The organism is Neisseria sp. SLRRB23 (assembly GCF_050896295.1).
Classification (GTDB): Bacteria; Pseudomonadota; Gammaproteobacteria; order Burkholderiales; family Neisseriaceae; genus Neisseria.
This window is the reverse complement of the sequence record NZ_JBPBFH010000031.1, coordinates 1-26,885: the sequence shown is the minus strand read 5'-3', so window position 1 is coordinate 26,885 and position 26,885 is coordinate 1. Positions and strand designations below refer to the sequence as shown.

Genomic DNA, 26,885 nt, shown 5'->3' with positions numbered 1-26,885 from the left:
CATTCACCGTTGGGAAATATGGTCTGCATTCCATCAGTAATCTGATTCTTTTGGTAGCCACTTTCTATTTAACATCATTATTGTTTGTCGTTTTTGTCCTTGGTGCGGTGGCACGTTATAACGGGTTCTCCATCTTAAAAATGATCCGTTATATTAAAGAAGAAATGTGGCTGGTACTGGGAACTTCCTCTTCAGAAGCCGCACTGCCGACATTGATGCAGAAAATGGAAGCAGCAGGTTGTAAGAAGTCTGTGGTCGGTTTGGTTATCCCTACAGGATATTCCTTTAACCTTGACGGTACCAATATTTATATGACCATGGCCGCATTGTTTATTGCGCAGGCCACCAATACCGATTTGACTATCACTCAACAAATTACTTTGTTGTTGGTGGCAATGCTTAGTTCAAAAGGTGCGGCAGGTGTAACCGGTGCAGGTTTTATTACCTTGGCGGCAACACTGTCTGTTGTACCCAGTTTGCCGGTAGAAGGAATGGCACTGATTTTGGGTATCGACCGCTTTATGTCCGAATGTAGGGCGCTGACCAACCTAGTGGGTAATGCTTGTGCTGCCATTGTGGTTGCGCGTTGGGAGAAATCCTTAGACAAGGATAAACTTGATGATGCTATGAACGGAAAACTGACCGTTCATACCGATGCCTCGCATTAAACCGTCAAATATAAACTAAGCAAATAAAACTGCACTCCGGTTTCCGAAGTGCAGTTTTATATTAGCCAATCAACCCTGTTATTCAGGCATGTCCAGTTGAACCGTTTAAACATCAGTGTATGATTTTACGATAGGTAAGGACCGGATATATTAGACAATCTTATACCAATACAGATTGGCGAGTTTAAGGGTGAAAAAGAATGTGCCGTCGGCAATGAAGTTTCTGCGATAACGCGCCATAGGATTTTTGTTTTTGGTTTGAGTGTTGGAGAAGGAATGGTTTGTTTTTTAAGGTTTTAACTTTGTTGAAGCTGATGTTTTTAGACGACATTGGAGGCCGTCTGAAAGCGCTAGCTTCAATGAAGTTAAAAGTTGAAACGGCAAACCGTCAATCAAGCAACCGCGTGCGTGCGTACCGCACACACCCTACGCGTTGGTTTTGAAGTTTCGTGTGATTCACAGGTAGGACACGCGGTCGGTTGGGTATGCAGGCTACGGCTTGCTAAAGCGAGAACATGTTTTTATGTGCAATTAAAGCTGAGCGAAAAGCTGGATGAATCTCCCATTTACACTTCCTCATTTGCTCTATATTTCCTTTTGATACAAAATTTCGATTCTGCTCAAAAAGAATATGTTTAAATTCAGGTTTGTCTTTATTAATAATTTTAGGGTTAATAAAGCCAATTTCATGCAAATATTTTAATAATTTAATTGCATGTTCCTTATTTTCAGAGCCCAACTTTTCGCCTCTTAATTCAATTAACAACCCCCCAGGCATGCCCTGTAAAAATTTAAATAAATCATCAAAATCCCATTCAAAATTGTGTGAACTAAATCTATGCAATATATCTCTTGTTTGACTGCAATCTGCAACATACTCTTTCGAAATATCCTCCAATCTCTCTTCTGAATAGGTGTTCATAGCTAAATCTACATCAGCATCTGTTATTCGCAGTGGAGTATTTTTTTCTTTAGACTGTTTTTCTGTTAACAGACTAAGTTCATCTAATCTCGCAGTACGTCTCTTTTGTGCATTTTCAATAAGATGCCTGATTAGTTGTATTGCATCTCTAGGTCTGTTTCTTGCTGATTTCACAATAAAATCACGCCAATATCTTCTTTCTTGTGATGTTGGTAGCTTGACATCCTTATTTTCAAAGAAGGCATCGTATTCATCAGTATATTGCCTATGTATATGTTTATTTAATTCGACTTTCGCAGCAATTAATCGAGCTTCATAAATATCTTTTATAAGTTTATCCGACACATGTAGATTAACTTGATAGCTTCTGAAATGATCCATCTGTTCATTTTGAATAATTGAAGACTCTTCATTCATCCTGCTCCAGATACTGGTACGCAGACTAATTATTACTCGAACAGAAGGACATTTTATAGTTAGCTCTCTAATTGCCTGTAATAATCCCCAAATTTTATTTAACTCTTTATCATCGGAGCTAATCATTACTTGATCTGTATCATCTATAAAAATATAAAAAATATTTTCTCTTTCATTTTTTATTCTAATATTTATAGCATTGAGTAAACCATCTAAAGAGGAAGTATTTTTTTTTGTTAATGAAGTAATTATCTTTTCAAAATCTATACTGGTTGTAGGTGTTGCAATTATGGATAAAAAATTAAGGGATTTTTGGATAAAATCACTATCTACTTTCCCATGATTCTTCAGATAATTGTATAGTTCTTTATCTGAATCTTTTTTTATAAATTTTGGTAAATCTTTACTAATTTCTTCAATTATAGATTCTATCAACGCATCAAAAAAAGTAGATTTTAATTCTGCTAAACTATTATTCCCTGAAATAGATATTTTTTTAGCGATACTATCAGGTTTCATAAAAATACTATGAACACCAGCAAACTGATTTCCTTGATATAATTGGTTCATCAGGGCGGATTTTCCTATTCCTTTATGCCCAATCAATATGCTCATTCCACTAGGTAATGCAATGATGTTTGATAAGTTTTCTGGCATGATAAATAAATTGTTCAAGANTCCTTTATCTCCTTCTGCTGTACCTGTTAGAACGTAAGGTTTTAGATATTCTAAGTTGTCCATAAAATTATCCTTAAATAATATGCCTATTTTGTAAAATAATAGGCATATTTTATAAAAATTAGAAAATATTTCTCAAATACTTCCCAGTATAACTCCCCTTAACCTTCGCCACTTCCTCGGGGCTACCTGAAGCGATAATTTTACCACCGCCATCTCCCCCTTCCGGCCCTAANTCCACAATCCAATCCGCAGTTTTAATCACGTCCAGATTATGCTCGATAATCACAATCGAGTTGCCTTTGCCTTTCAAACGGCCTATCACTTCCAGCAGCAGGGCGATGTCGGCGAAGTGCAGGCCGGTGGTGGGTTCGTCGAGGATGTAGAGCGTTCTGCCGGTGTCGCGTTTGGAGAGTTCGAGGGCGAGTTTGACGCGCTGGGCTTCGCCGCCGGAGAGGGTGGTGGCGGATTGGCCGAGGCGGATGTAGCCTAGGCCTACGTCCATGAGGGTTTGCAGTTTGCGCGATACGGTGGGGACGGCGTCGAAAAATTCGCGGGCTTCTTCGACGGTCATGTCGAGGACTTGGCTGATGTTTTTGCCTTTGTATTGGATTTCGAGCGTTTCGCGGTTGTAGCGTTTGCCGTGGCAGACTTCGCAGGGGACGTACACATCGGGCAGGAAGTGCATTTCGACTTTAATTACGCCGTCGCCTTGGCAGGCTTCGCAGCGGCCGCCTTTGACGTTGAAGGAGAATCTGCCGACGTTGTAGCCGCGTTCGCGCGAGAGGGGTACGCCGGCGAAGAGTTCGCGGATGGGGGTGAACAGGCCGGTGTAGGTGGCGGGGTTGGAGCGCGGGGTGCGGCCGATGGGGGATTGGTCGACGTTGATGACTTTGTCGAGGTGTTCGAGGCCGTGGATGTCGTCGTATGGGGCGGGTTCTTCTTGGGCGCGGTTGAGTTCGCGGGCGGTGATTTTGGCGAGGGTGTCGTTAATCAGGGTGGATTTGCCGCTGCCGGATACGCCGGTGATGCAGGTAATCAAACCGAGCGGCAGTTCGAGGGTAACATTTTTGAGGTTGTTGCCGCGCGCGCCTTTGAGGACGAGCATTCGGTCGGGATTGACGGGCGTGCGTTCAGACGGCACGGCAATGGATTTTTTGCCGCTGAGGTATTGTCCGGTAACGGAATTTTCGCATTTGGCGACGTTTTCGGGGGTGTCGGCAATCAGTACGTTGCCGCCGTGTTCGCCTGCGCCGGGGCCCATATCGACGACGAAATCGGCTTCGCGGATGGCGTCTTCGTCGTGTTCAACCACAATCACGCTGTTGCCCAAATCGCGCAGGCGTTTGAGGGTGGCGAGCAGGCGGTCGTTGTCGCGCTGGTGCAGGCCGATGGAGGGTTCGTCCAAAACGTACATCACGCCGGTCAGGCCGCTGCCGATTTGGCTGGCGAGGCGGATGCGCTGGGCTTCGCCGCCGGAAAGGGTTTCGGCGGAGCGGGAGAGATTGAGGTAATCCAGCCCGACGTTGATCAGAAAGCCGAGCCGCTCGGTAATTTCTTTGAGGATTTTTTCGGCGATTTGTTTTTTGTTGCCGTCCAAATCCAGCGTTTCAAAGAATTGGTGGGTTTTGGTCAGCGGCCAGGCGGAGACTTCGTGCAAGGGTTCGCCGCTGACGTAAACGTAGCGCGCTTCTTTGCGCAAACGTGCGCCGCCGCAGCTCGGGCAGGCGCGGTGGTTTTGGTATTCGCGCAGTTTTTCGCGCACGGTTTCGCTGTCGGTTTCGCGGTAGCGGCGTTCGAGATTGGGGATGATGCCCTCGAAGGCGTGACTACGGTTGAAGGTGGTGCCGCGTTCGGATAGGTATGTGAAATCAATGACTTCTTTGCCCGAACCGTGCAGCACGACTTTTTTGACTTTTTCAGGTAACGTTTCCCAAGCAGCCTGCACGTCGAAACCGTAATGCCGCGCCAGCGACTGAATCATTTGGAAATAGAACTGGTTGCGCTTATCCCAGCCGTCAATCGCGCCTGCGGCTAAGGATAATTCGGGATGGGCGACCACTTTTTCGGGGTCGAAGAAATTGGTGTTGCCCAAGCCGTCGCAAGTCGGGCAGGAACCCATCGGGTTGTTAAACGAAAAGAGGCGCGGCTCCAATTCGGGCAGGCTGTACGAACACACGGGGCAGGCGAAACGCGCGGAAAACCAATGTTCTTCTCCGCTATCCATCTCCATCGCCAGCGCGCGCTCGTTGCCGTGGCGAAGCGCGGTTTCAAAACTTTCCGCCAGCCGCTGCTTGATGTCCGCCTTCACTTTCACGCGGTCGATAACCACGTCGATGTTGTGCTTGATGTTTTTTTCCAGCTTCGGCACTTCGTCAAGCTGATAAACTTCGCCGTCCACGCGCACACGGGCAAAGCCTTGCGCCTGCAAGTCGGCAAAGAAGTCGACAAACTCGCCCTTACGCTCACGAACTGCCGGCGCAAGAATCATCACGCGCGTGTCTTCCGGCAGTTTTAATACGGCATCGACCATCTGAGATACGGTTTGGCTCGACAGCGGCAGATTGTGTTCGGGGCAGTAGGGTGTGCCGACGCGTGCGTACAAAAGACGTAGGTAGTCGTGGATTTCCGTTACCGTGCCGACGGTGGAACGCGGATTGTGGCTGGTGGATTTCTTCTCGATGGAAATCGCGGGCGACAGACCCTCGATCAAATCGACGTCGGGTTTGTCCATCATCTGCAAAAACTGCCGCGCATAGGCGGACAGGCTCTCGACATAACGGCGTTGGCCTTCGGCATATAAAGTATCAAACGCCAGCGACGACTTGCCGCTGCCCGACAGCCCCGTGACCACCACCAGCTTGTGGCGCGGAATGTCCAAATCGATGTTTTTCAAATTATGCGTGCGCGCGCCGCGAATGCGGATGGTGTCGTTGTCGTGTGAATGTTTGGGATGATGGTTGCACATAATGGATGCCGCCTGAAAAATAAAGGAAAACCGATATTGTAGCACTTTCTCGGATGCCGTCTGAAGCTGCGTTCAGACGGCATTTGCCAGCGGAGTACGGCAGATTCCGTTATAAGGGCGGCAATTTTAACCCGCTTGAATAGAAGGATGACAAATGAACCGTCTGTAGCCCCACCCGATTATCGCCCGTGAGGGCTGGCCGATTATCGGCGGCGGTTTGGCTTTGAGCCTGCTGGTGTCGATGTGCTGCGGCTGGTGGTCTTTGCCGTTTTGGGTGTTTACCGTATTTGCCCTGCAGTTTTTCCGCGATCCTGCGCGTGAGATTCCGCAAAATCCTGAAGCGGTGTTGAGCCCTGTTGACGGCCGTATCGTGGTGGTCGAGCGCGCACGCGATCCGTATCGTGATGTTGATGCTTTGAAAATCAGTATTTTTATGAACGTGTTCAACGTGCATTCGCAAAAATCGCCTGCCGATTGTACAGTAACGAAAGTGGTCTATAACAAAGGCAAATTCGTGAATGCGGATTTGGACAAAGCCAGCACGGAAAACGAACGTAATGCGGTGTTGGCGACTACGGCTTCTGGTCGTGAAATTACTTTTGTTCAAGTGGCCGGTTTGGTGGCGCGCCGTATTTTGTGCTACACCCAAGCAGGTGCGAAACTGTCCCGCGGCGAACGCTATGGCTTTATCCGCTTCGGTTCGCGCGTGGATATGTATCTGCCTGTCGATGCGCAGGCGCAAGTGGCGATTGGCGATAAAGTAACCGGCGTAAAAACTGTATTGGCGCGTTTGCCGCTGACTGATTCTCAAGCCGAGCCTGTTTCACAAGCTGCTTCGGTTGAAACAGCGGCAAATCAATCTGCCGAACAGCAGCAAATCGAAGCGGCGGCGGCCAAGATTCAGGCGGCTGTGCAAGATGTGTTGAAAGATTAATTGCCGGTTTTAAAATTGGTTTAAAGTAAGAAAAAGATACTACTTTAATTGACAACAGAATCTTTACAATTCATTTTCAACTCATTGAATTTCAATATTTAAAAATTCACTGAATTTCAGACACGGCAAAGCAGGCATTTAAAAAATGCCTTTTTTCCTTGCAGGATTTACGCCGATTTGTAACGCGACGGATCGTAATCTTCGCCTTTCTTGTGTACGTGATACGCAATGACGGCTAGTTTACGCATCAATGCGGCGATGATGACTTTTTTAGGCTTCTTCTTGGCTTCCAGTCTTTTGATGAAATCGGGAAATGCCCTAATTCGGTATGCGACCATGGCGGGCATAAACAAGACGGCGCGTAATTTCCTGTTGCCAAACTTGGTCAGTTTGCCTTTTCCTCTTACGCTTGTACCGGATTCTTTTTGTTGCGGGCTTAGACCTGCAAACGCTGCAAATTTGTTTGATGTTTCAAACTGCGAAGATGTTAGATGATGAAACAATACGGCTGCGGTCATCCTGCCTATTGCCGGTATGGTTTCAAGACGCTTCACGCCTTCTTTGCATTTCGGCTTCTCCGTCTGCTCTTTTATCTTCGACTTTAAAACTTCAAGCTGTTCATTCATGGCTTTGATGATTTCTTCATATGCTTTGGCCGCTTCTTCATCTTTTGCCACCTGATAACGGTTTTTCATGGCCGCACATTCGCTTTTGATTTGCGTATATGCTGCCGTCAACCGTGAAAGCCTGTATTGCTCGTCAGTAGGTTTCTGCCTTTTTACAAGCTCGCTTTCTTTCGCCGACTGGCAATACTCCGCTATCAGTTTTGCATCCTGTTTGTCTGTTTTGGTTCGCTTGAATCTGCTTTCTGCATACTTGCTTATTTTCAGCGGATTTATTACGTAAACGCTGTAATACTGCGCGAAGTAGTCGGCAACGTCTTCATAATAGTTACCGGTTGCCTCCATGCAAATATGCAAATTCTCGCATCCCAAGCTTTTCAACCAGTCCGAAAACTGATCTAAACCTTTTGAATCGTTGTTAAACTTTGCCGAATATTCGGCATTGCCGACAATGGCCGTTGCGTCAAATGTCAGCTTGGATATGTCCAATCCTACGGCGTTACGCATGGGATTAACCTTATCTATTCAGAATCGTGTTCTTTGATACTACTCAATTTCACAAACAAGAAAAAACCGCCCGCCTATTCTTTTCCTCAAACTTTAAGTTTTGGGTATCTTCAGGCTGGACGGTTTCGGCAAGGGTTAGCTATTCCTTTGCCGTGTCTGATTCTATTATGGTTACTGGTTTTGGTAAAGGTTTCTGTTGCGACCCGAATGTCTGGTTTTTTTTGGGGCGTATCTCACTCTGGAATCACTCCGTTAGTGGGTTTCCGGTATTGAAAAACAGTTCAGAAAAAAGAAAAAGGGGGTATTCATAAAGATTGGGCAAAAAGCGCGCCCAATCTTTACAAAACTTCCCCCTTTTTCTTTTTTCTGCCCTATTTTCCTGCACCTACACCCCCCGAACGAAGCGATTCCAGACTGAGACACTTTAAAAAAAAACAGCCATTCTAGAAGTTAACCCCCTTCACTCAGCTCAAGCCATCCTGAGGGGTAGGGGCTGAAACCGAAAGATTTTTATTTTGAATGAAAGGAACTTTATGACATAGATTCAGGCGCAAAAATCAAAGAGCGGTGGGGATAAGCAAAAATCCCCAAGCCTGAGAACAAGGGGATTTTTTGCATTCCTGCCAAGTGTGAAACTTACAGGAAAATCAAATGCAGATAACTTTGAAATTTGGCAAACTGCTTTTGACTATCACGATTGATATACGGTTTATTCTAGCCGTTATCATACTGATAAGTCAATAACCCACGACAAGAACCGCCCAATTAAGGGCGGTTTTCTAATTAACAACGCCACCGCCCGAACCTTCGAATATCTTGCCCTTCTCCTCCCAATTATCATACATCAAGTTTTGCTGCGGCTTTCCGCCCATTACGAGAACTTGAGGCTTGTCCGATTTCGCGGACTGTGGCGCCTGTTCCGTCCTTTGCTTTTCTTCCTTGTAGGGATTGAAGGGCAGGCCGTTTTTCGCGTAATCCTTGCACATTGCCTTTGTGATTTCCTTCAAGGGCGTTCCCTGTTGGGAATAGCATGTGCAATCTGATTTTCCGCCGTCTATACATCCGGCTATTTGCTCAAATGTCTTTACCTGTCTCACGCCGTTGTATATGGGCTTGCTTTCGGGCTTTTCGGGTAAAGTCGGCGTAAAGTCTTCAGGTTTCAGATTATCGGAATGCTCAAAAGGCGATGTTTCTGATGATGCCGTCTGCTCCGCCATCGTCTGTTGCACAACGCTTTCTTTTTGCACTTCCTGCTCAATCTGGCCGCCTGTTGCTTTACTGTAAATTTGGAACATGCCGAAACTTTTCCAGCCCACAAAACCTATAATCGCAATCAACGCCCAAACCGCCCAAGGAATTTTTTTCTTGAACTTTTGGTGCTGGCTTGCGGATTTATAGTATTTAAAGGCTTCTTTCGGCGGTTTCCAACTTGCGGATTCTACGCCGCTAACCCCTGCCGGGTTATCTAACGACGTTACACATTTATACCAAGAGTACTGTTTCATGCCGATTGCCTTGCGTTCAAGATGCACATGCTTTGAAACAAGGTTGCGGACGAATATATCAAGTTGGCTCGGGTGCTGCGTCATCAAAATAACGGTATGCCCGTCATGGCGAAGTTCTGTCAGTTCTTGAATATATGGCGGAACGGGACGGCCTGCCGCGCGTACCGGGTAAGTATAATGCGCTTCGTCAACAATCAGCACCGCGCCTTCCGGTATGACATCACGAAGCGGGGCGGACATGATTTGCTCTTCCGTCAGTTCGTGGGCAAGGAACTTTCGTTTGTCCAATCCGTCGATATGGCAGAAATAAAGCGGCCTGTCTACCTCCGTGCCGTCTTCCAATTTCATTTTGAACAATCCGTCTTCGTTGTTCAAAATCATAGAGACGACACGAGAGGTTTTGCCTGTCCCCATATTTCCCGTAAACAGATAAATCATGTTTCCCCCTTATCGCGGAAAGACAAACGTCAGTTTGTTCAATGTTTTCATTCCGATATAGAATGAAAACGCGCCGAACAGATAGCCCAACCCCTGCCCAAATCCTGAAATTAAAAGAAGGTTCAGTATGTCGGAAGGCATGGAATTTATCGCGTTGGCCGTGTAGTCCTTGAACTTGTTCAGTGCGATAAGATACCCGGCATAGGTTACAAATGTCATACCCGTTGCAATGATGATTCGTACGATCAGCATTTTCAACAGAATGCCTAAAAGTGGAATGAGACCTGCTAATAATGGCATTATTCTTTCCTCAAAGACCCGAACACAACGAAGGCGGACATGATGATAAAGGCGAGCAGTACGGCAAATCGGATTTTTTCCGCAAACACGCATAACGGCTGATAGCTTGCCTCATAACTCTTGCCGAAAACATGAAAGGTTTTCGGCTGCGGACATACGCCGTTAGACGGTAAAAAGTCGTCTGAAGACCATGTTTTATCGTCTGTAACTTGCGGTATGATTATGTCGTCAAACATGCCGTCTGAAGGTTTGCCCATCTCCTGACAGGCTAGGATTGTCGGAAAATACCGACATAGAAATCCGCCGTCTTTGCCGTCCTTTCCGTCTTGCCCATCCTTTCCGTCCCTGCCGTTTGCCGGTGCCGTGCCCGGTAAAACCGGCGACCCCGGGCTTGTGCCGGGCTTCAAGTTTGGTTCGGGATTTGTGTCCGGTGCAGGTTCGGGATTGGGACGCGTGCCGGGATTCTCATTGGGATTCGGATTGTTTGATGGATTCGTTGCCGGTGATGTATCAGGAAGCGGGCGTACATTTGGGGCTTCCGCGCTTCCGGGCGTGAGATCGGGACGCGGGGTTACTTGAACATCGGCCGTTGTGTTGCCTTGCGAATCCCTGCCGAATGTTGCGACAACCTGAACGGGATTCCCGTTCCTGTCCGTTACCGGGCCCATATTCACTTTTGTCCCGGGTGCGACTTCTACTTTTTCGGAATAACCGGGATAACCGGTTGCCTTAATGTATTTATCGGGATTGGAATCAACCTTGGCGGCTAAGATTTCTTCCAGCCTTTGACTATTCATTTCTTCTCTGTATCTTGGATTTTCTCTAAGTTGAAAACTAACTCCAGACCTATAATCATCGCCCTTATGAACTGAACAATCCCCGCCGTTCCAATTAAATTCACAATGACTTAAGACAAATGAATTCCAATCCAAAGCACTTAATTTAGCTAACTCTTTTTTGCGTCTATCCCAATACGGACGCGCAAGACTCTCCATTCTGCTTTCCATCAGTTCTTTTACTTCGGGAAATCTACTGTAATCTTGCTTAAGGCGCATAATCGAACTGTCAACTCCATAGCACGAATAATCTACTACTCTTTCGTTCGGATAATCGCCCACCCTATACCAAATACAATTCTGCGCGGGATAGTATTTTAGGAATTTGTCGGTTTCGGGGTCGTATTGGTAGCCTTGGGCTTGAATATCTTCTTTGAAAATTTCGTAAACGTCATAGGCTAAAAGAGCAGTCCCTACATAAGGGACTGCCCTTGTGCTGAATTTCGCGCCTTGACGGACTAATGCGCCAACGCCTGCCAAGACTCCGGCGCGGGATACGCTGGCGGTTATTTTGGCGTTGATTCGGGCTTTTGCGCCCGTAGGGGTATGGTCGACATTTGCCGCTTCTGCGGATTTGGCAAATCTTTCAGATGTTGAATTTAATTTGAAACCATTTGACTTCAAATTATTAGGGGAATGAAATCCAATTTCTGATTCTTCTAATTTTAACGGTTCAGAATAAGCATTATTCGAACATAGAATTAAAATCAGAACTATCGGTGTACTCTTGATAAACGAATTCATGAACAGTTTTCCCGTTCTCTTCTGATTTTCTTATAAAAATAACAGATTCATCAGAAAAATAAATCTTCCAAATATTATGTGCGACCCTCTTATTTAAGAAATAAGAGAAGCTCTCTAAAATATCGTACTCTTTTACGTTATTAACAAATTCTTCAAATTCTTTCTGAGCAATAAAAGCCATCGATTGCCCAAAATACTCGCTTGACGGCTGATATTTATAAAGTGCCAACTGCGCCTGCGTGATAAACGGCTTGTTCATGGTTCTGTCTTTCAAAGATTGTTAAAAGCTTCGATTTTGACACCATAACTTCATGCGTTCAATCCTTAAACAGAATCGCCCCGATTAATACGGGGACTGCAATGCCGAGATAGAAATAAAAATCCATCATTTCAAGACCTTTTTCAGCAGGGAAACAAAGTAAACGGACGCCATCACGCCGAACACTATCCAGCCTGTTTCAAAACCGCTTTTCAAATTGTCTTCCGGACTGCATTCCGCCAAGGATAGACTTAGCGGCTGACCGTCCGACATCTTCCACAGGCTGCCGTTATATTCCGGCCTGATTATCTGTCCGTTTTCTTTGATTCTTGGTACTACCAAGCTGAAATAAAGGTTTTCAGCCTGGTTCTTCTCAAGACATTTATTTCCGACTTGGTAGTACATGTTGTCTTACTTCATCACTCGTTTGACGATAGAAAAGACAAAGAGCGCGGCGAAAACGCCGACTACAATCCAACCGGCTTCCATACCGTCGGCTTTTGCGCTTTCCAAAGCGGTTTTTGCAACTTCGGGCAATGCTGCGTTTGCATGTGCGGCCAGAGCCAGGGGAGCAGCTGTTACGACAGCCAGTTTTGCGCCGTATTTACGGCAAGTATTCATGATGTTCATGATTTTTTTCCTATCGGCGGTAATTAAAAAATTTATTCGGGCGACCGCCATCCGCCCAAATTCAGACTTTAAAAAATGTGAAAACGATAAATTCGTTTTCGTTCCCGATTTCTTCCAATCCCGCGTTTGCTGCGTCTTCGAAATTGTCGAAACAACCGGCATTCACGATCAGTTTCGTGTGTCCGATATCCCCCGTTTCAGGGGACAAATACAGAAAGTCCCCTGTTGATACGGACTGAACAACATAGACTTTCTGCATTTATTTAACCTTTCTTCACGGGAGAAAATCCCAACACGTTCACTTTCTGAGTTTTGCCGGTTGTTACGATTTCCACATCCAAATCGGCATCAATCGGGAATTTCTGATTTTTGAAATGTTCGAAATTGGCGGACGCGCCATAGTTGTACTCAACGGCCGACATGCCCAAGGCATTGCCCTGAGTTACATCTAGAGGGGTAGCCACGATAATTCGGCAATAATCGAATTCCTTGCCTTCGATGTTTCCGGAGAATTTTTTAACGCCAATGATTTGGCCCCGCATATTAAGATTCATGATTTTTCCTAAAAAATAAAATTGAACGACATTAGGGCTGCCGTTTTAAGCCCATGAAATTGGTAAATTCGCGTATTGGTCATACATCTTCTCTAAATAACGCTGATCTTCCCCTCTTTTTTGACGCCGAATATATCGATCCATCCACATGCCGTATTCATCAAATTTTAGGACGGACGGTATTTCATGCATTGGCGTTGCCTTTGCCTCGCTGCAATCGTAATTCTCGAAGCTCAGTTTTTTAGGCAAAAAATCATGTTTCGGCTCAAGCACTTCAAACAATTCTTGTTTGGACTTGTCCGGAAACACTGCTTTCAATGCATTGATTCCCCGTCCGATTTGTTTTTTCAGTCGTTCTATATAGGTATCGAAATCAATCATGATCTTGCTTTTGACCGCTTCAATACGGTTTGCGCTGCCTGTAAACCGTTCGCAAATCGGGTATGCTCCGCCGAAATACTCGCCCGGTGTCTGTAAGACTTCAAAGGGAATTACAATGTCTTTCGCTTTGAATTCGATTTCAAAGCGCGTCCAAATGCTTGTTTTATCGCCAAGCTGCTTGCCTTTTTCATAGATTCGTACATATTTTGAAGACTCACGCGAACCTATGCCGTAGGTTTTTCCCCTCGTCATTTTGGCTTCGTCTTCTTCCTCCCAGTCAGAGCCTAGGCACTCGCCCTTCGGTTTAACGTGATGGCACGTGAACAAACCTTTATTGCGGTCTTCTCTTGCCTGATTCGGGCTGTACTCTCCGTTAAAAAAGTCCTTTGCAATGTCAACGCGCGTTATTTTTGGACGAATCGCATTTGTCAGAAAATCAAAAAGCCTTGATTCCCATCCAATATTTGCAGCATTGCAGCCTACCGCCGTCAATTCAAAAAGCATCGTGTTGTTTTGGCCGCCGAAATGGACGCGCCCGTATTGGGCATTATCCGTTCCCATCAGCCAGCAGCCTTCATAGAAACGCCCGCCCGAATGCTTGGCTTTTTCAATGATTCCGAATCCAAAAATTTCTTCCATCTTGGCGGAAGCCGCGCGGATGAAATCATCATCATCGAACAAATCAAACGAAAGTCCATAAACATGGAAAAACGTGTCTTCATGAATTGAAAATGTGATTTGGTCAATGAAAGCCGAATCTGATACACCGCGCCTAAGAGGAACGCCTAACAGGTTTCCTTTGCCGTCCGTTATGTACGTTTCGTAACATTCGAAGACTTCCTGAACCCTGCCCGCCGTTTCGGTTTCTGTACCCCCCCTGTTAGATAAGGGGGGAAGATTTGAAGCGGTTGCCGGCTTCCTGCCGTCCGCCAAAGCGTCCGTCATCACGCCGGCAACCGCCTTTGTCATCCCTTGCTTATCTTCCATGGTGCGAATCCTCAAAAACGGGCAAAAAAAAATCCCTGTTACTTGTAGAAAGTAAAGGGCGTTAATTTTTGTTAATCGTCCCTTCTTAGGGACGCAATATATAAGGTTTTCAGACTGCCGTCTGAAAACCTTTTTTGTTTGCCTGTCCGATTTTAAAACTTCACATTTACGCCGCCGGTAAAGCTGCGGCCCATTTGCGGCGTATCAGAGAGGAAGCTGCTGTGGACGTAAACGGATTGGTTGAGCAGGTTGTCGGCTTTGACGTACCAATTCCACTCGCCATAGCGCGTATTGCGGCGGTAGTTTGTGCCGAGGTTGAGCATATGGTGTCCGGGCGTACGCGTTTCGTAGCGGGCGAGTTTGTTTTGGGCGAACACGCGGTAGTAGTCCAAGTTGGCATCGATGCGGTCGGTTAGCGAGGCTTTCAGGTGGAAGCCGAGGCGCGCAGCCGGAACGCGGGGAGCGTTTTGGTTATCCTGTGCGATGAAAGGACGGTTGCCGTAAGCATCTTCCCTGCCGGGCAGGGAAGGCAGGTTTTTCAGACGGCCTCGTACATAGTCGCCAGAAACGCCGATGCGGTAGTGCGGTGTGGGCTTGAAGTAGATTTCACCTTCCGCGCCGTAGAAGTCCGCACCGGATTGGTTGTAGCGTACGAGCTTCATTTCGCTGTCGTCTTCGATGGATTTGGGGCCGCGTCCGTCGTTTAAGGTTTGGGCGTAAATGTAGTTGCCGAAATGGTTGCGGTAGAGTGCCAGATTGTATTGCCAGCGGTCGCCTTCGTAGCCCAGCGCGAGTTCGATGTTGTTGGAACGCTCTTTGTTGAGGTGTTTGTTGCCGACTTCAAAAGTGTTGGTGGCAACGTGTTTGCCGTGTGCGTACAGCTCTTGCGTTGACGGTAGGCGTTCCTGATGGGAGGCGGTCAGGCTGAGTTTGTGGTGCGGCGTGAAATACCAGTTGCCCGAAAGTGCGAATGAGCGGGCGGTTTGGCGGTGCGCGCCGAGATCGGGTAGGGGCTGGTTGTAGTAGTTTTCCCGATCAATCAATGCTTTGTCGTATCGGATGGAGGCTTTTTGTTTTTCCACGCGTACGCCGCCTTCAAGCGTGAAGTTGTCCCAGTTTGCCTGTTCTACACCGAAAAAGCTGTAATGGCGCACATTGTTGTCAATCAACATCGGTTGTTGGACGGTTTCGGGAATGGCGGAAAGTGCGCTGGATTTTTGTCCCAAATATTGCACGCCCCAGCTGCCTTTCAGACGGCCTATGGGTTGGTGGCGCAACTCGATACGGGCGTTGTGTGTTTTGTTGTTGAAGAAGTTTTCTACTGCATCGCCTGCTTTTTCGTCGTGGTGGTAGTCGTTGCGGTTCAGGTGTACGCGCAGGGCTTCAAAACCGGGGAGCGGCTGCTTCCATTCGGCACGGAGTTCGTAGCGTTTGTTGCGCAGGTCTATCCACGGTCTGCCGCTGTGGGTGTGTGCGTGTGCACCGTCACCGTCGTGAGAACCGCAGCTCAAACCCGGATTGTCGTAATCGATGTCTTCTTCGGTCAACAAGTGCGGATAAAGCTGCAAATAGCGTTTGTTAATCAAACTCTTTTGCCAAATGATGTCGGCGTGGCAATCATCGTATTCGTGGCTGTGGGCAGGCAGGCCGTATTGGTCTCTGCGGTCGCTGTACACCACGCCGATAAAGCCTTTTTCGCCAACCCAAGACAGCCCGATGCTGCCTGTTTGCGAATCGGCGTGGCTGTCGGGCAGCCGTTTCAGATTGCGGTAACGCGGTACGGCGTAGTCGCCTGATTTGCGGTACAAGCCTTCGGTATGTAGCACGAAGTTGTTGCCCAAACCGATATTGATGCCTGCGGATGTCAGTTTTTCCAAATTGCCGCTGCTCAAACGTAATCCGGCTTCGCCCGATACGCCGTTTTCAGGCATTTTTTCGGGGATTTTTCCATCGGCAACATCGACCAAACCGGCCACATTGCCCGAGCTGTACAAGAGCGTAACCGGCCCGCGCAGGATTTCGACCTGTTGCGACAAGGCGGTATCTACCATAATGGCGTGATCGGGCGAAAAATCCGCCATATCGCCTGTTTCGCCGTGATGGTTCAACACTTTAATCCGCCTGCCCGTTTGACCGCGAATGACAGGAGCAGACGCGCCGCCGCCGTATTGCGAGGCATGAATGCCCGGTACGCCGTCCAAAGCATCGCCCAAGTTGACGGCTTTTTGGCGCAAGGTATCGCCGGAGATGATTTTGTCGGAGGAGGTCGAAGCGTGCAGCAGCCCCGAAGTGGCACGCGGACGGCTTTTGCCGACGACGCTGACCGTTTCCAAATCCACCGATTGTTCAGTTTCATGCGCTTGGGCGAGTAGGGGCGTGTTGATTAAAATAATTGATAAAACAATGGGTTTGAGTGTGGTTTGTGCCATTTTGACTTCTCTTCGCATTTCAAAAGTTTGTTATTATATAACATTACATTTTTTATATCATAAGATTTTGAGAACACTCAGAGGGCATAGGCAAAAGTTTTTCAAATGACACGGTTGCGGCATCGGGCGGTGTCCATTTGTATCCGCCGTCATTCGGGGGCGTGGTTGATGTTGACGCAGATTCCGCTATGTTTGCCCATTATATTCGGCTGCGGGATAACCAAAATTTATGAGGGCATAAAAACGGTACGTTCCCGAACGGTCGAAAAGGTGGCAAAATGGCGTACTTGTCAGAACGCGAGGCTCTGCGCCAGATTCACGAGGGCGCATCGGGCACGCTAAGATGTAAGGGGTATGGATGGGGGTATCGGAAATGCAGTTAATAATAAACAAATTATAAATCAATAGGTTAATCACAAAATGCTTTTGTTTATCGACAATTACGACAGTTTTACTTACAACATCGTCCAGTATTTCGCAGAATTGGGGCAGGAAGTCGCCGTGCGCCGCAACGATGATATTACGTTGGAGGAAATCGAGGCATTGAATCCGCAATATCTCGTTATCGGTCCTGGTCCGTGTTCGCCCAAAGAAGCGGGGATTTCCGTGGCGGCGATGCGCCATTTTGCCGGCAGGCTGCCGATTATGGGCGTGTGCCTCGGGCATCAGACGATAGGCGAGGCGTTCGGCGGCAGGATAGTCCGCGCCAAAACGCTGATGCACGGCAAGGTGTCGCCCGTGTCCCATTCGGGCAAGGGGATGTTTAAAGGTTTGCCCAATCCGGTTACCTGTACGCGTTATCACAGCCTCGTTATCGATCGGGATAATTTGTCCGATTGTTTGGAAATCACGGCTTGGACTGACGACGGCGAGATTATGGGCGTGCGCCATAAGGAATATGCCGTCGAGGGCGTGCAGTTCCACCCCGAAGCCCTCTTGACCGAACACGGACATGATATGTTAAACAATTTTTTAGTTGAATTTCAAAACTTCAAACCGCAAAAAATCTGACATGATGCCGTCTGAAGCCCTTCAGACGGCATTTTCGTCCGAATATTGAACGGAGGACAAAAAATGATTACACCGCAACAGGCTATCGAACGATTAATCAGCAATAACGAGTTGTTTTACGATGAAATGACCGACTTGATGCGTCAGATTATGAGCGGACAGGTTCCGCCGGAGCAGATAGCGGCCATTTTGACAGGATTGCGTATCAAGGTTGAAACCGTTTCCGAAATTACCGCGGCTGCAGCCGTCATGCGCGAGTTTGCGACAAAAGTGCCGCTGGAGAATGCAGAGGGGCTGGTTGATATCGTCGGTACGGGCGGGGATGGTGCGAAAACCTTCAATATTTCGACGACTTCGATGTTTGTTGCCGCAGCAGCAGGCGCGAAGGTTGCCAAACACGGCGGGCGTTCCGTTTCATCTTCCAGCGGTGCGGCGGATGTGGTGGAGCAAATGGGTGCAAACCTCAACCTGACTCCCGAACAGATTGCCCAAAGTATCAGCCAGACCGGCATCGGGTTTATGTTCGCACCCAATCACCACAGTGCCATGCGCTATGTCGCCCCGGTACGACGTTCGCTCGGTTTCCGAAGTATTTTCAACATATTGGGTCCGTTAACCAATCCTGCGAGCGCGCCGAACCAGCTTTTGGGCGTGTTCCATACCGATTTGTGCGGCATTTTGTCGCGGGTCTTGCAACAACTCGGTTCTAAACACGTTTTGGTTGTTTGCGGGGAGGGCGGCTTGGATGAAATTACACTGACGGGCAAAACGCGCGTTGCCGAACTCAAAGACGGAAAAATCAGCGAATACGACATCCGCCCAGAAGATTTCGGTATCGAAACCCGCCGCAATTTGGATGAAATCAAAGTTGCCAATACTCAGGAATCTTTGTTGAAAATGAACGAGGTGCTGGATGGGAAAGAAGGGGCTGCGCGCGATATCGTATTGCTCAACACCGCCGCCGCCCTGTATGCCGGAAATATCGCTGCTTCGCTTTCAGACGGCATATCTGCCGCACGGGAAGCCATCGATTCTGGTAGGGCAAAATCGAAAAAAGAGGAGTTTGTCGGTTTTACACGGCAATTTGCCTAAGCAGGCAGAATAGAATATAAAGCAACAAATGCCGTCTGAAAATTTCAGGCGACATTTGTGTTTCAGAGTCAAAAGAATGGGGGAGGGCAATTTATTTATATAAAAACTTTTGGGGCTGTAAAGGAGCAAAGATTGCAGTTGCAACGTGTGGTAGAGTATGGGTGCAGATGGTAAAACTTATAAGAGCGGAGCCTATTCGATTGTGCATAATAAGGATTTTGTGGGGAACAAACGGATACCTTTCTTGCTAGGAACCAATGACACCACACAAGGTACATGTAAGGGGTTTTGCTATTCACATAGCAGTTATTTTGCGGAAGTGCCTGAACAGTACCAAAAGGATAAGAATGGGAATATTGTTAAAAAGAATGGTGAACCTGCATCAAAGGCGTACAAGTCAATGCCAAAAACCTAAGCATTCAAAGCGTACAAGATAGAGAAACTTATCAAAGCAAACAACAAAACGCCAGTGCACAAGTTACCGTAGGTTATGGCTTCAGTGCCAGTGGCGATTACAGCCAAAGCAAAATCCGATCCGACCATGCTTCGGTAACCGAGCAAAGCGGTATTTATGCCGGAGAAGACGGCTATCAAATCAATGTGCAGAACCACACCGATTTGAAAGGCGGTTTGATTACTTCCACCCAAAAATCGGAAGACGATGGCAAAAACCGTTTTACAACGGGTACGCTCACCTTTGAAGACTTGGCGAATAAGTCGGAATATTCGGGCAGTTCGTTTGGCGTTGGTTTAAGCGACTCAATGGGCGGCGGTGAGAGTATGCCCAAAGAAATTGGCGGACAAAAACTGATGACTTTGGGTAGCAATAAAACTTTTGACCTAACCGAACCTGATGGCACGCCGACTGGCGAAAGCAAAACCGTTGCTATGGGTTCGCTGAAAACTCAAACAGGTATCGGACACGACAGTGAAAGCCAGCATTCAGTAACACATTCAGGCATTAACACCGCCAATATTGTGATTGCTGATGAGAATAAGCAAAAAGAACTCACAGGCAAAACTGCCGATGAAACAATCGGTGCAATCAAAACCGATGTAACTGTGGAAAACTACGCAGAGCATATAGGCAGCCTGAAAAATAACTTCGACAAAGAAAAAGTTTTGAAAGAACTGAACATTCAAGTCGAAGTTACCAAAGATTTCAGCGAAAACGCCAAAGCCACGATTGCCCAAGTTTATGAACCCAAGCAAGCGAAATTGCGAGAAGAAATCAAAGAATTGGAGAAGAAAAAAGACTTTTCTGACCCTAATTCAAAAGAATGGGAAATTTATCAGGCGGAACAAGATAAACTTTATGACAAAATTTATAACCTGCAATATCAAAAACGGATTTTGGAAACCGTTGTTGGTATTGTGGCGTTAGACCCTGATACGGCGATTACGCAGGGCTTATTGCAAGGCGTTGCTACAAAATTACGCCGAGAAACTTTGGATAATTCACGCAAATTTCCTGGCATTGTCGATAAAAACGGCAAAGTCTTATTAAGCAATGTTTCTTACGATAGCGATTACTTTGACGGCGTGAAGTTGGGCGGTGTTCGAGTTGATGTGCAAGCGATTTGTGGGGAAGGTTATGACCGATGCAACAAAAACTTTAATGGAACATATACATTTAACGAAGACCCAAACAGAGCCGATGGAATAGCAACATTCAATGACGCAATGGATCCGAAAAAAAATCCTGCGGCAAAAGATATGTATGGTGCAACTGGTGGCGTGCAGGGGTTAATGGGAACGATGATTGGCAATCCTTATCCAAAAGGTTCTTTCTTTTGGGATACTAATGTAGAGGGTTTTGCTGGAACACACGATTTTATGGGCGGTCAAATGTGGGGCTTTTATCGTGGAAAAGACGCAGGCTATGAACAGGGTAATACCACTCTTGACCGAAGAACTACTAACAAAAAAGACGCAATAGGTTCATCAGTAACAGCCGCCGTCGCCATTCCTGTCGCCGCACCGTTTGCTATTGCTGATATAGTCGATCAGGATTTTATCCAAGCGATTATGAAAATTACTGGTCATTGATTATCTATATATTGGTGGTTGTTATGAAATACTATATTAAAGTTGTCATTATTGTTTTTATAATGGTAATGACAACTTCTTGTAATCCTTGCTTTTTTGCAACTTCTTCTTGTGATTATTCTTTTAGAAAAAACTATCCTATAAATAGCGACGATGAATATTATGTTAAGAATAATACGAGCAAAGAAACAAGAATTGCGGATTTACGCTATTGTATTTCTTATGCATGTCCAGAAGTTTATCAAAAATATCAACTACCAGATGAAAATGGAGATTATAGGGAGATTATTCGCAGAAAATATAAAGATGATTATAAAAAGGGCTATAAGAATGCAGATGATGTCATGACATGCTACGGAAAGATTGGAGAATGCATGAAAAATAATAAAGGATATTCAACAAAATGGTAATGTTCCGCTTATTATCAACAGCCCTTGTATTGTTGATAATGCAGGGCTGTTATTACACAACTATTGATAATGAAAAATGCTTTGTTGCCCCACAAAGCGTTCATTGTCCTGTAAGTTCTGATATTGAAAATGTTATTAGAAAAAATCCTAATAAAAGCATAAATCAAGTTAGGAGTGATATTAAATATTGTGCTAATATGTATTTTTCCAATATACGGGAATTAAATATTCCGCAAGATTTTGATAATTACATTTTCATACTTAAAGAAAAAGGGATTCCAAGAAATGATAAGGAATTGGCTTATAATGCAGTTAGAAATATGCACATTATTTGTTTGAGTTCTTTGGGTGGTTATGATTATTATCAAAAAACCGCAGAATTTCAGAAAATAGATTATAAAAAAGAAATGGAGAAATTGTTAAATGAAAACCATTAAATTTGCTATTGCCAATATAGTTGATAGCGACTTTATCCAAGTGATTATGAAATTAAGAGGGCATTGATTTATGATTACGCGTTGTTTTAAAGTTGTCATTATTGTTTTTATAATGGTAATGACAACTTCTTGTAATCCTTGCTTTTTTGCAACTTCGTCTTGTCATTATCCTTTTGATGATATGACGACAAGAGCAAACAACGATATTGAATATTTTGTTAAAAATAATACGACTAACGAACAACGAATTGATGATTTCAGAAGTTGCCTTTCCGTTGCTTGTCCTGAAATATATAAATTATATCAATTACCTGATGAAAAGGGTAATTATCAATATATTATAAAAAAATATTATGATAATAAATACAATGATAATGCAGTCAAATCGATAAATTGTATTGGGGATAATACAAGATGTATGCTTAATAATAAAGGATATTCAAAAAAATGGTAATAATGGGTTACGGCGTTTCAGGCAGTGCGAGTTATAGCAAGTCCAAAGTGAATGCGGATTATGCGTCTGTGAATGAGCAAAGCGGCATATTTGCGGGTGAAGACGGTTATCAAATCAACATCAAAGGACACACCGACCTCAAAGGCGGACTCATCTGCAACGTGTGGTAGAGTATGGCAAAAGTCAAAACATTACAGTCAAAATTACGGAGATCGAATAAATGACTTTCAATCAAGAACAAGATTATTGGGCTGGCTATAAGGCAAATGAAAGAGCCTTGATTATTCAAACATGGTCAGGATTTGGGCGATATGCTCCAGACCACCTATATCCCCCCCCATATCCTGCCATTGGATACCGACAATGAAACTTTAGGCACGACGGTCTTGCAAGCGTTGGCGAACAGCAGGACTTTCGTTTATGACAGTCCAGAAGACCAAGATTTTTTTGATACCGAAAAAATTCGGCAACGCTATGAGGATTGGGTTGCCAAGCTATGCGGGAACTTGGGCTATAAAACCAGACGCGCCCTATTTAAAAACATGATGAGCGGGGATATTTGGCTGCACAACGGCTGCCTGAAAATCAGCCCGAGCCGCCATGTCAAGCTGGAAGCGTGGGATGCCATTGATGCAGACGATGTAATTTTATCATTGGATAACAGCCCTGAAGAAATCGGAGAAGGTTTAAAGTTGGCATTGAGCCACTGCCGATAATATTTGACAAAAGGCCGTCTGAAAGCTGGTAAACCCTTTCAGACGGCCTTTACTTTTCTGTAAAACAACACACAGGCCGTCTGAAAAACAGCTTCGACAAAGACGCGGTCGCCAAAGAGAGCAACCTGCAAAGGGAAGTAACACAGGAGTTCGGCAGAAACGCCGCCCAAGCCGTAGCGGCCGTTGCCGACAAACTCGGCAATACCCAAAGTTACGAACGGTATCAGGAAGCCCGCACCCTGCTGGAGGCCGAACTGCAAAACACGGACAGCGAAGCCGAAAAAGCCGCCATCCGCGCATCCCTCGGCCAAGTAAACGCCTACCTTGCCGAAAACCAAAGCCGCTACGACACCTGGAAAGAAGGCGGCATAGGCAGGAGCATACTGCACGGGGCGGCAGGCGGACTGACGACCGGCAGCCTCGGCGGCATACTGGTCGGCAGCGGTACTTCCCTTGCTGCACCGTATTTGGACAAAGCGGCGGAAAACCTCGGTCCGGCGGGCAAAGCGGTGGTCAACGCACTGGGCGGGGCGGCCATCGGCTATGCGGCGGGCGGGAATGTCGGTACGGCGGCAGTAGGGGCGAATGTCGATTGGAACAATAGGCAGCTGCACGACAGCGAGATCAGAAAAATTAAAGATAATGCCGCTAAATTTGCCAAACTCCATCCCGGCATTTCCCAACGGCAGGCAGAAGAGCGGCTGGTGGCACAAGCTATGCGTCAGGTCGATGCGGCTTATTATGCCAAACATGCCGACACCGACACGGCGGCGGAACAATTCCTACGCAGCATAGCAGGAAGTTTCAAAGCCGACGGGGAAACGTTCCTGGATTTTGCCCCGATGAAGTATTACAGGGACAGCGGTAAATTTGCCGAACAGCAGGGCTATAGGGAAACGAGGGAGCAGTTGAAAAGAAATGCGGTTTCCAGTTATACGGAAAGAAGCCGGCAGATTCGGAACAAAACTTTTGATACTGCTACAGCAGGAATAGGTAAAGGCATAGCCAACCTGCCGTCGTCCTATATAAATGGCTTCATCGGCCTATATAACGGCACTATCGGCAAACCGGTCGGGAAGGAAGCACCATATGTCCCATTGATCATGGAATACGATAACCCTATCGAAGAAGAGGTAGGTGCTTGGGCTGCTGACAAATTTGACAGAGCGGCGGGTATACTGACCGGTATTAAGGCCGGTGCTGTCTCATCAGGAAGGGGGGCATGGAATAAAAACGGCAAAACCGGTGCCTGGCAAAAAACCGGGGAGATGTCCGTCCTCGATGGGGAGATGGCGGGGGGAAATAAGCTAAGGAAACAAGCAAATCATGAAATTAATAAACTAAAATCTGCCGATGAAATTAATTTTGCAGATGGAATGGGAAAATTTACCGATAGCATGAATGACAAGGCTTTTAGTAGGCTTGTGAAATCAGTTAAAGAGAATGGCTTCACAAATCCAGTTGTGGAGTACGTTGAAATAAATGGAAAAGCATATATCGTAAGAGGAAATAATAGGGTTTTTGCTGCAGAATACCTTGGCAGGATACATGAATTAAAATTTAAAAAAGTTGACTTTCCTGTTCCTAATACTAGTTGGAAAAATCCTACTGATGTCTTGAATGAATCAGGTAATGTTAAGAGACCTCGTTATAGGAGTAAATAAAAATGGCAATTTGGAATTATCGGTACTACCTTATCCCATCAGCTGCTATCAGAAATAAATTTAATGCAAATAAAGATATCATACTTGATGAGTATCGATCTAATGGTTTTCAGAATTTTAATGAGAATAAAAGTTTTGAAAATTACTTTATCGATAATGATGTTATATTATCATCAATAATAAATGAGGCAAAAAAACAGCTTAAATTGAAAGAGTCTTGGGATAAAGACGCAATCATGTTTTGTGATAATTTTGGTAATAGTCTTACCGTTTGGCCAGATGATATAGAGTGTGAACTTGATTTAAGATTTGATTATACTAAATTTATTCAGAAAACCATTGATTGGGCAATAAAATATAATTGTCTACTTGTAATAGGAAAAACAGGAAATGTAGTTTCCCCTAATATAAATAATCTAATGTATGAAATAAAAGCATATTTGGAAAGCAAGCCGTGGCCCATATGAAACCTAAACTCAATACGTAGGATGTGCATGGAATGCACTCATGCGATCCTCAAGGTTTGAGCCAAAAGGTCGCCTGAAACAACAAATACGGTTTCAGACGACCTTTCTTTCAACAAGCCGCCACAGCAATCAGACAAAAGCAACCCACCGCCACACCCATGTCGGCAGTACGGCCGGACAAACCACCATCCGAAGCGGCGGGGATACCACCCTCAAAGGTGCGCAGCTTATCGGCAAAGGCGTACAGGCAGATACGCGCAACCTGCATATAGAAAGCGTTCAAGACACTGAAACCTATCAGAGCAAACAGCAAAACGCCAGCGCACAAGTGACCGTAGGTTATGGCTTCAGTGCCAGTGGCGATTACAGTCAAAGCAAAATCCGAGCCGACCATGCTTCAGTAACCGAGCAAAGCGGTATTTATGCCGGAGAAGACGGCTATCAAATCAAGGTCGGAAACCATACAGACCTCAAAGGCGGGATCATCACCAGCAGCCAAAGCGCAGAAGACAAGGGTAAAAACCGCTTTCAGACGGCCACCCTTACTGCCAGCGACATTCAAAACCACAGCCGCTACGAAGGCAAAAGTTTTGGATTGGGCGCAAGTGCGTCCATAAGCGGCAAAACACTGGGACAGGGTGCACAAAATAAACCTCAAAACAAACACCTGACAAGCGTAGCCGATAAAAACGGCGCAAGTTCATCAGTGGGTTATGGCAGCGACAGCGACAGTCAAAGCAGCATCACAAAAAGCGGCATCAATACCCAAAACATTCAAATCACAGACGAAGCCGCACAAATCAGGCTGACAGGCAAAACAGCGGAGGAAAGCAAAGCCGACATATATACCAATACAACAACAGACACTGCCGAGCAGCATTCAGGCAGCTTGAAGAACACCTTCAACAAAGAAGCGGTGCAAAACGAGCTGGATTTACAAAGGGAAGTAACCCAAGAGTTTGATAAAACTAGACAAGGAGTGAAACAAGAACTTTATGCAGTAGTAGATAGCAAACGAGCGCAAGCCACACAAGAGAGACTCAAAAATGGTGGATATGACAATGATAAATCTAGAGCATTAAATAAGGAAGCTAATGAATTAGATGAAAAAATTCGTTGGCTTGATGCAGGATTAGGACTCGTTTGGGGAGCAGGGAGTTCTGATATGGCTTGGAGTATGTTTGCCACAACCCAAGCCGATAGAGCGGTAAGGTCTGCAACTGCACCTAAAGAAATGTGGTTCCATAAGAAGATAATAGATGAAAAAACAGGTAAAGTATCCTTTGATACCAGACAAATTTGGTCATTGAATGATTTAAGCAAGGAAGAACTGGCAAGCATTCAAGACACAAATGGCAAAGTTATTACTGTGTCTAATCCTGGTATTTTCAATAATCGAGAAGATTCATTAAGCAACGCAGCAAAACAAAATCGTGATAGTACAAACGGTAGTGGTGTTATTGCAGTTATGAATCCTCCAACAGGGAAATATAAATCTGATTCTAATAACAAAATAAAAGATTTTTTATGGCTCGGTTCAAGTCTTGTTTCTGAACTGATGTATGTCGGTTACGACCAATTAAATAATAAAGTGTTCCAAGGCTATTTACCCAAAACCAATTCAGAAAAACTGAATCAAGATATTTATCGAGAGGTTCAAAAAATGGGTAACGGCTGGTCGGTTGATACCAGTAATCACAGTCGTGGGGGAATTACAGCAAGCGTTTCCTTAAAAGATTGGGTAAACAATCAAAAACAAAATGGCATTGCCCCAATCAGAAAAGCACGTTTCTATGGTACAGCCA

Annotated in this window: 23 protein-coding genes and 4 pseudogenes; 14 read left to right on the top strand and 13 right to left on the bottom strand. The window is 45.7% G+C overall.

What is annotated here, in order from left to right; all coding sequences use genetic code 11:
• The coding region (locus ACRPFF_RS08845; RefSeq protein ID WP_432674431.1) for a cation:dicarboxylate symporter family transporter at nucleotides 1–668 on the top strand (668 nt) is incomplete at its 5' end.
• Nucleotides 669–1,170: 502 nt separating this feature from the next.
• Here ACRPFF_RS08845 and ACRPFF_RS08840 read toward each other — a convergent pair.
• Nucleotides 1,171–2,748, bottom strand: a complete 1,578-nt coding sequence (locus ACRPFF_RS08840; RefSeq protein ID WP_432674430.1) for a P-loop ATPase, Sll1717 family — start codon at nucleotides 2,746–2,748, stop codon at nucleotides 1,171–1,173.
• A 58-nt stretch (nucleotides 2,749–2,806) separates the two neighbouring features.
• A complete protein-coding gene (gene uvrA, locus ACRPFF_RS08835; RefSeq protein ID WP_432674429.1) occupies nucleotides 2,807–5,653 on the bottom strand; it encodes an excinuclease ABC subunit UvrA in 2,847 nt (948 codons plus the stop codon).
• 178 nt (nucleotides 5,654–5,831) lie between these two features.
• Between uvrA and ACRPFF_RS08830 the strand changes: the two genes are divergently transcribed.
• On the top strand, nucleotides 5,832–6,587 hold the full coding sequence (locus ACRPFF_RS08830) for a phosphatidylserine decarboxylase (protein ID WP_432674432.1): 756 nt from the start codon (nucleotides 5,832–5,834) through the stop codon (nucleotides 6,585–6,587).
• Between the two features lie 167 nt (nucleotides 6,588–6,754).
• Here the strand turns inward: ACRPFF_RS08830 and ACRPFF_RS08825 are convergent, their stop codons facing one another.
• The 11 genes from ACRPFF_RS08825 to znuD form a co-directional block, all read right to left on the bottom strand.
• On the bottom strand, nucleotides 6,755–7,717 hold the full coding sequence (locus ACRPFF_RS08825; protein WP_432674428.1) for an IS110 family transposase: 963 nt from the start codon (nucleotides 7,715–7,717) through the stop codon (nucleotides 6,755–6,757).
• A 779-nt stretch (nucleotides 7,718–8,496) separates the two neighbouring features.
• Nucleotides 8,497–9,660: a zonular occludens toxin domain-containing protein gene (locus ACRPFF_RS08820; protein ID WP_432674427.1), complete on the bottom strand. Its 1,164-nt coding sequence runs from the start codon at nucleotides 9,658–9,660 to the stop codon at nucleotides 8,497–8,499.
• A 9-nt stretch (nucleotides 9,661–9,669) separates the two neighbouring features.
• A complete protein-coding gene (locus tag ACRPFF_RS08815; RefSeq protein ID WP_101126030.1) occupies nucleotides 9,670–9,960 on the bottom strand; it encodes a DUF2523 domain-containing protein in 291 nt (96 codons plus the stop codon).
• Complete coding sequence (locus tag ACRPFF_RS08810; RefSeq protein ID WP_432674426.1) at nucleotides 9,960–11,540, bottom strand: IgG-binding virulence factor TspB family protein; 1,581 nt, start codon at nucleotides 11,538–11,540, stop codon at nucleotides 9,960–9,962. The genes ACRPFF_RS08815 and ACRPFF_RS08810 overlap by 1 nt, the downstream gene beginning before the upstream one ends.
• A complete protein-coding gene (locus ACRPFF_RS08805) occupies nucleotides 11,482–11,799 on the bottom strand; it encodes a DUF1132 family protein (RefSeq protein WP_003689167.1) in 318 nt (105 codons plus the stop codon). Before ACRPFF_RS08805 ends, ACRPFF_RS08810 begins: the two co-directional genes overlap by 59 nt.
• 126 nt (nucleotides 11,800–11,925) lie before the next feature.
• A complete protein-coding gene (locus tag ACRPFF_RS08800) occupies nucleotides 11,926–12,204 on the bottom strand; it encodes a hypothetical protein (protein ID WP_432674425.1) in 279 nt (92 codons plus the stop codon).
• 6 nt (nucleotides 12,205–12,210) lie between these two features.
• Nucleotides 12,211–12,429 (bottom strand): major capsid protein, encoded by a 219-nt coding sequence (locus ACRPFF_RS08795; RefSeq protein WP_432674424.1) that lies wholly within the window; start codon nucleotides 12,427–12,429, stop codon nucleotides 12,211–12,213.
• Nucleotides 12,430–12,490: 61 nt separating this feature from the next.
• Entirely contained in the window at nucleotides 12,491–12,688 is a 198-nt protein-coding gene (locus ACRPFF_RS08790; protein WP_002231484.1) for a hypothetical protein, read from the bottom strand.
• Nucleotides 12,689–12,692: 4 nt separating this feature from the next.
• The gene (locus ACRPFF_RS08785; RefSeq protein WP_432674423.1) at nucleotides 12,693–12,983 is read right to left on the bottom strand and encodes a hypothetical protein; all 291 of its coding nucleotides are present in this window, start codon (nucleotides 12,981–12,983) and stop codon (nucleotides 12,693–12,695) included.
• 45 nt (nucleotides 12,984–13,028) lie between these two features.
• Nucleotides 13,029–14,351, bottom strand: a complete 1,323-nt coding sequence (locus ACRPFF_RS08780; protein ID WP_432674422.1) for a replication initiation factor domain-containing protein — start codon at nucleotides 14,349–14,351, stop codon at nucleotides 13,029–13,031.
• Nucleotides 14,352–14,503: 152 nt separating this feature from the next.
• A complete protein-coding gene (znuD, locus tag ACRPFF_RS08775; protein WP_411712144.1) occupies nucleotides 14,504–16,780 on the bottom strand; it encodes a TonB-dependent zinc receptor ZnuD in 2,277 nt (758 codons plus the stop codon).
• Between the two features lie 420 nt (nucleotides 16,781–17,200).
• Here znuD and ACRPFF_RS08770 point away from each other — a divergent pair, with 420 nt between their 5' ends.
• From ACRPFF_RS08770 to ACRPFF_RS08715, 12 genes and pseudogenes are all read left to right on the top strand, one after another.
• Nucleotides 17,201–17,791, top strand: a complete 591-nt coding sequence (locus tag ACRPFF_RS08770) for an aminodeoxychorismate/anthranilate synthase component II (RefSeq protein WP_411712143.1) — start codon at nucleotides 17,201–17,203, stop codon at nucleotides 17,789–17,791.
• A 63-nt stretch (nucleotides 17,792–17,854) separates the two neighbouring features.
• On the top strand, nucleotides 17,855–18,883 hold the full coding sequence (trpD, locus tag ACRPFF_RS08765; RefSeq protein ID WP_314169771.1) for an anthranilate phosphoribosyltransferase: 1,029 nt from the start codon (nucleotides 17,855–17,857) through the stop codon (nucleotides 18,881–18,883).
• A gap of 384 nt (nucleotides 18,884–19,267) precedes the next feature.
• A pseudogene (locus ACRPFF_RS08760) lies at nucleotides 19,268–20,932 on the top strand (hemagglutinin repeat-containing protein); the annotation flags it as partial.
• Nucleotides 20,933–20,955: 23 nt separating this feature from the next.
• Nucleotides 20,956–21,342, top strand: a complete 387-nt coding sequence (locus ACRPFF_RS08755; protein WP_181874492.1) for a hypothetical protein — start codon at nucleotides 20,956–20,958, stop codon at nucleotides 21,340–21,342.
• Nucleotides 21,336–21,779, top strand: a complete 444-nt coding sequence (locus ACRPFF_RS08750; protein ID WP_003712148.1) for a hypothetical protein — start codon at nucleotides 21,336–21,338, stop codon at nucleotides 21,777–21,779. The genes ACRPFF_RS08755 and ACRPFF_RS08750 overlap by 7 nt, the downstream gene beginning before the upstream one ends.
• A gap of 70 nt (nucleotides 21,780–21,849) precedes the next feature.
• Complete coding sequence (locus ACRPFF_RS08745; protein ID WP_239991253.1) at nucleotides 21,850–22,233, top strand: hypothetical protein; 384 nt, start codon at nucleotides 21,850–21,852, stop codon at nucleotides 22,231–22,233.
• Nucleotides 22,227–22,403 carry a hypothetical protein gene (locus ACRPFF_RS08740; RefSeq protein WP_003712146.1) on the top strand — a complete coding sequence of 59 codons (177 nt, stop codon included), beginning with the start codon at nucleotides 22,227–22,229 and terminating at the stop codon, nucleotides 22,401–22,403. Before ACRPFF_RS08745 ends, ACRPFF_RS08740 begins: the two co-directional genes overlap by 7 nt.
• 50 nt (nucleotides 22,404–22,453) lie before the next feature.
• Nucleotides 22,454–22,949, top strand: a pseudogene (locus tag ACRPFF_RS08735) (contact-dependent growth inhibition system immunity protein).
• A gap of 65 nt (nucleotides 22,950–23,014) precedes the next feature.
• Nucleotides 23,015–23,575, top strand: a pseudogene (locus tag ACRPFF_RS08730) (hemagglutinin repeat-containing protein); the annotation flags it as partial.
• Between the two features lie 696 nt (nucleotides 23,576–24,271).
• Nucleotides 24,272–24,613: pseudogene (locus ACRPFF_RS08725) on the top strand (ParB/Srx family N-terminal domain-containing protein); the annotation flags it as partial.
• A 2-nt stretch (nucleotides 24,614–24,615) separates the two neighbouring features.
• Nucleotides 24,616–25,080, top strand: a complete 465-nt coding sequence (locus ACRPFF_RS08720; RefSeq protein ID WP_118783547.1) for a hypothetical protein — start codon at nucleotides 24,616–24,618, stop codon at nucleotides 25,078–25,080.
• A 40-nt stretch (nucleotides 25,081–25,120) separates the two neighbouring features.
• Nucleotides 25,121–26,885, top strand: a 1,765-nt coding sequence (locus ACRPFF_RS08715; RefSeq protein WP_432674421.1) for a hemagglutinin repeat-containing protein, incomplete at its 3' end; no start/stop codon positions are given.

What these genes read in the sequence shown, in the direction of transcription:
- ACRPFF_RS08750 (WP_003712148.1), top strand. Translation starts at nt 21,336, where the DNA reads ATGGTAATGTTCCGCTTATTATCAACAGCCCTTGTATTGTTGATAATG.
- ACRPFF_RS08745 (WP_239991253.1), top strand. Translation starts at nt 21,850, where the DNA reads ATGATTACGCGTTGTTTTAAAGTTGTCATTATTGTTTTTATAATGGTA.
- ACRPFF_RS08800 (WP_432674425.1), bottom strand. Translation starts at nt 12,204, where the DNA reads ATGTACTACCAAGTCGGAAATAAATGTCTTGAGAAGAACCAGGCTGAA.
- ACRPFF_RS08785 (WP_432674423.1), bottom strand. Translation starts at nt 12,983, where the DNA reads ATGAATCTTAATATGCGGGGCCAAATCATTGGCGTTAAAAAATTCTCC.
- ACRPFF_RS08790 (WP_002231484.1), bottom strand. Translation starts at nt 12,688, where the DNA reads ATGCAGAAAGTCTATGTTGTTCAGTCCGTATCAACAGGGGACTTTCTG.
- ACRPFF_RS08720 (WP_118783547.1), top strand. Translation starts at nt 24,616, where the DNA reads ATGGCAATTTGGAATTATCGGTACTACCTTATCCCATCAGCTGCTATC.
- trpD (WP_314169771.1), top strand. Translation starts at nt 17,855, where the DNA reads ATGATTACACCGCAACAGGCTATCGAACGATTAATCAGCAATAACGAG.
- ACRPFF_RS08815 (WP_101126030.1), bottom strand. Translation starts at nt 9,960, where the DNA reads ATGCCATTATTAGCAGGTCTCATTCCACTTTTAGGCATTCTGTTGAAA.
- znuD (WP_411712144.1), bottom strand. Translation starts at nt 16,780, where the DNA reads ATGGCACAAACCACACTCAAACCCATTGTTTTATCAATTATTTTAATC.
- ACRPFF_RS08820 (WP_432674427.1), bottom strand. Translation starts at nt 9,660, where the DNA reads ATGATTTATCTGTTTACGGGAAATATGGGGACAGGCAAAACCTCTCGT.
- ACRPFF_RS08825 (WP_432674428.1), bottom strand. Translation starts at nt 7,717, where the DNA reads ATGCGTAACGCCGTAGGATTGGACATATCCAAGCTGACATTTGACGCA.
- ACRPFF_RS08805 (WP_003689167.1), bottom strand. Translation starts at nt 11,799, where the DNA reads ATGAACAAGCCGTTTATCACGCAGGCGCAGTTGGCACTTTATAAATAT.
- ACRPFF_RS08755 (WP_181874492.1), top strand. Translation starts at nt 20,956, where the DNA reads ATGAAATACTATATTAAAGTTGTCATTATTGTTTTTATAATGGTAATG.
- ACRPFF_RS08795 (WP_432674424.1), bottom strand. Translation starts at nt 12,429, where the DNA reads ATGAACATCATGAATACTTGCCGTAAATACGGCGCAAAACTGGCTGTC.
- ACRPFF_RS08740 (WP_003712146.1), top strand. Translation starts at nt 22,227, where the DNA reads ATGGTAATAATGGGTTACGGCGTTTCAGGCAGTGCGAGTTATAGCAAG.
- ACRPFF_RS08770 (WP_411712143.1), top strand. Translation starts at nt 17,201, where the DNA reads ATGCTTTTGTTTATCGACAATTACGACAGTTTTACTTACAACATCGTC.
- ACRPFF_RS08780 (WP_432674422.1), bottom strand. Translation starts at nt 14,351, where the DNA reads ATGGAAGATAAGCAAGGGATGACAAAGGCGGTTGCCGGCGTGATGACG.
- ACRPFF_RS08810 (WP_432674426.1), bottom strand. Translation starts at nt 11,540, where the DNA reads ATGAATTCGTTTATCAAGAGTACACCGATAGTTCTGATTTTAATTCTA.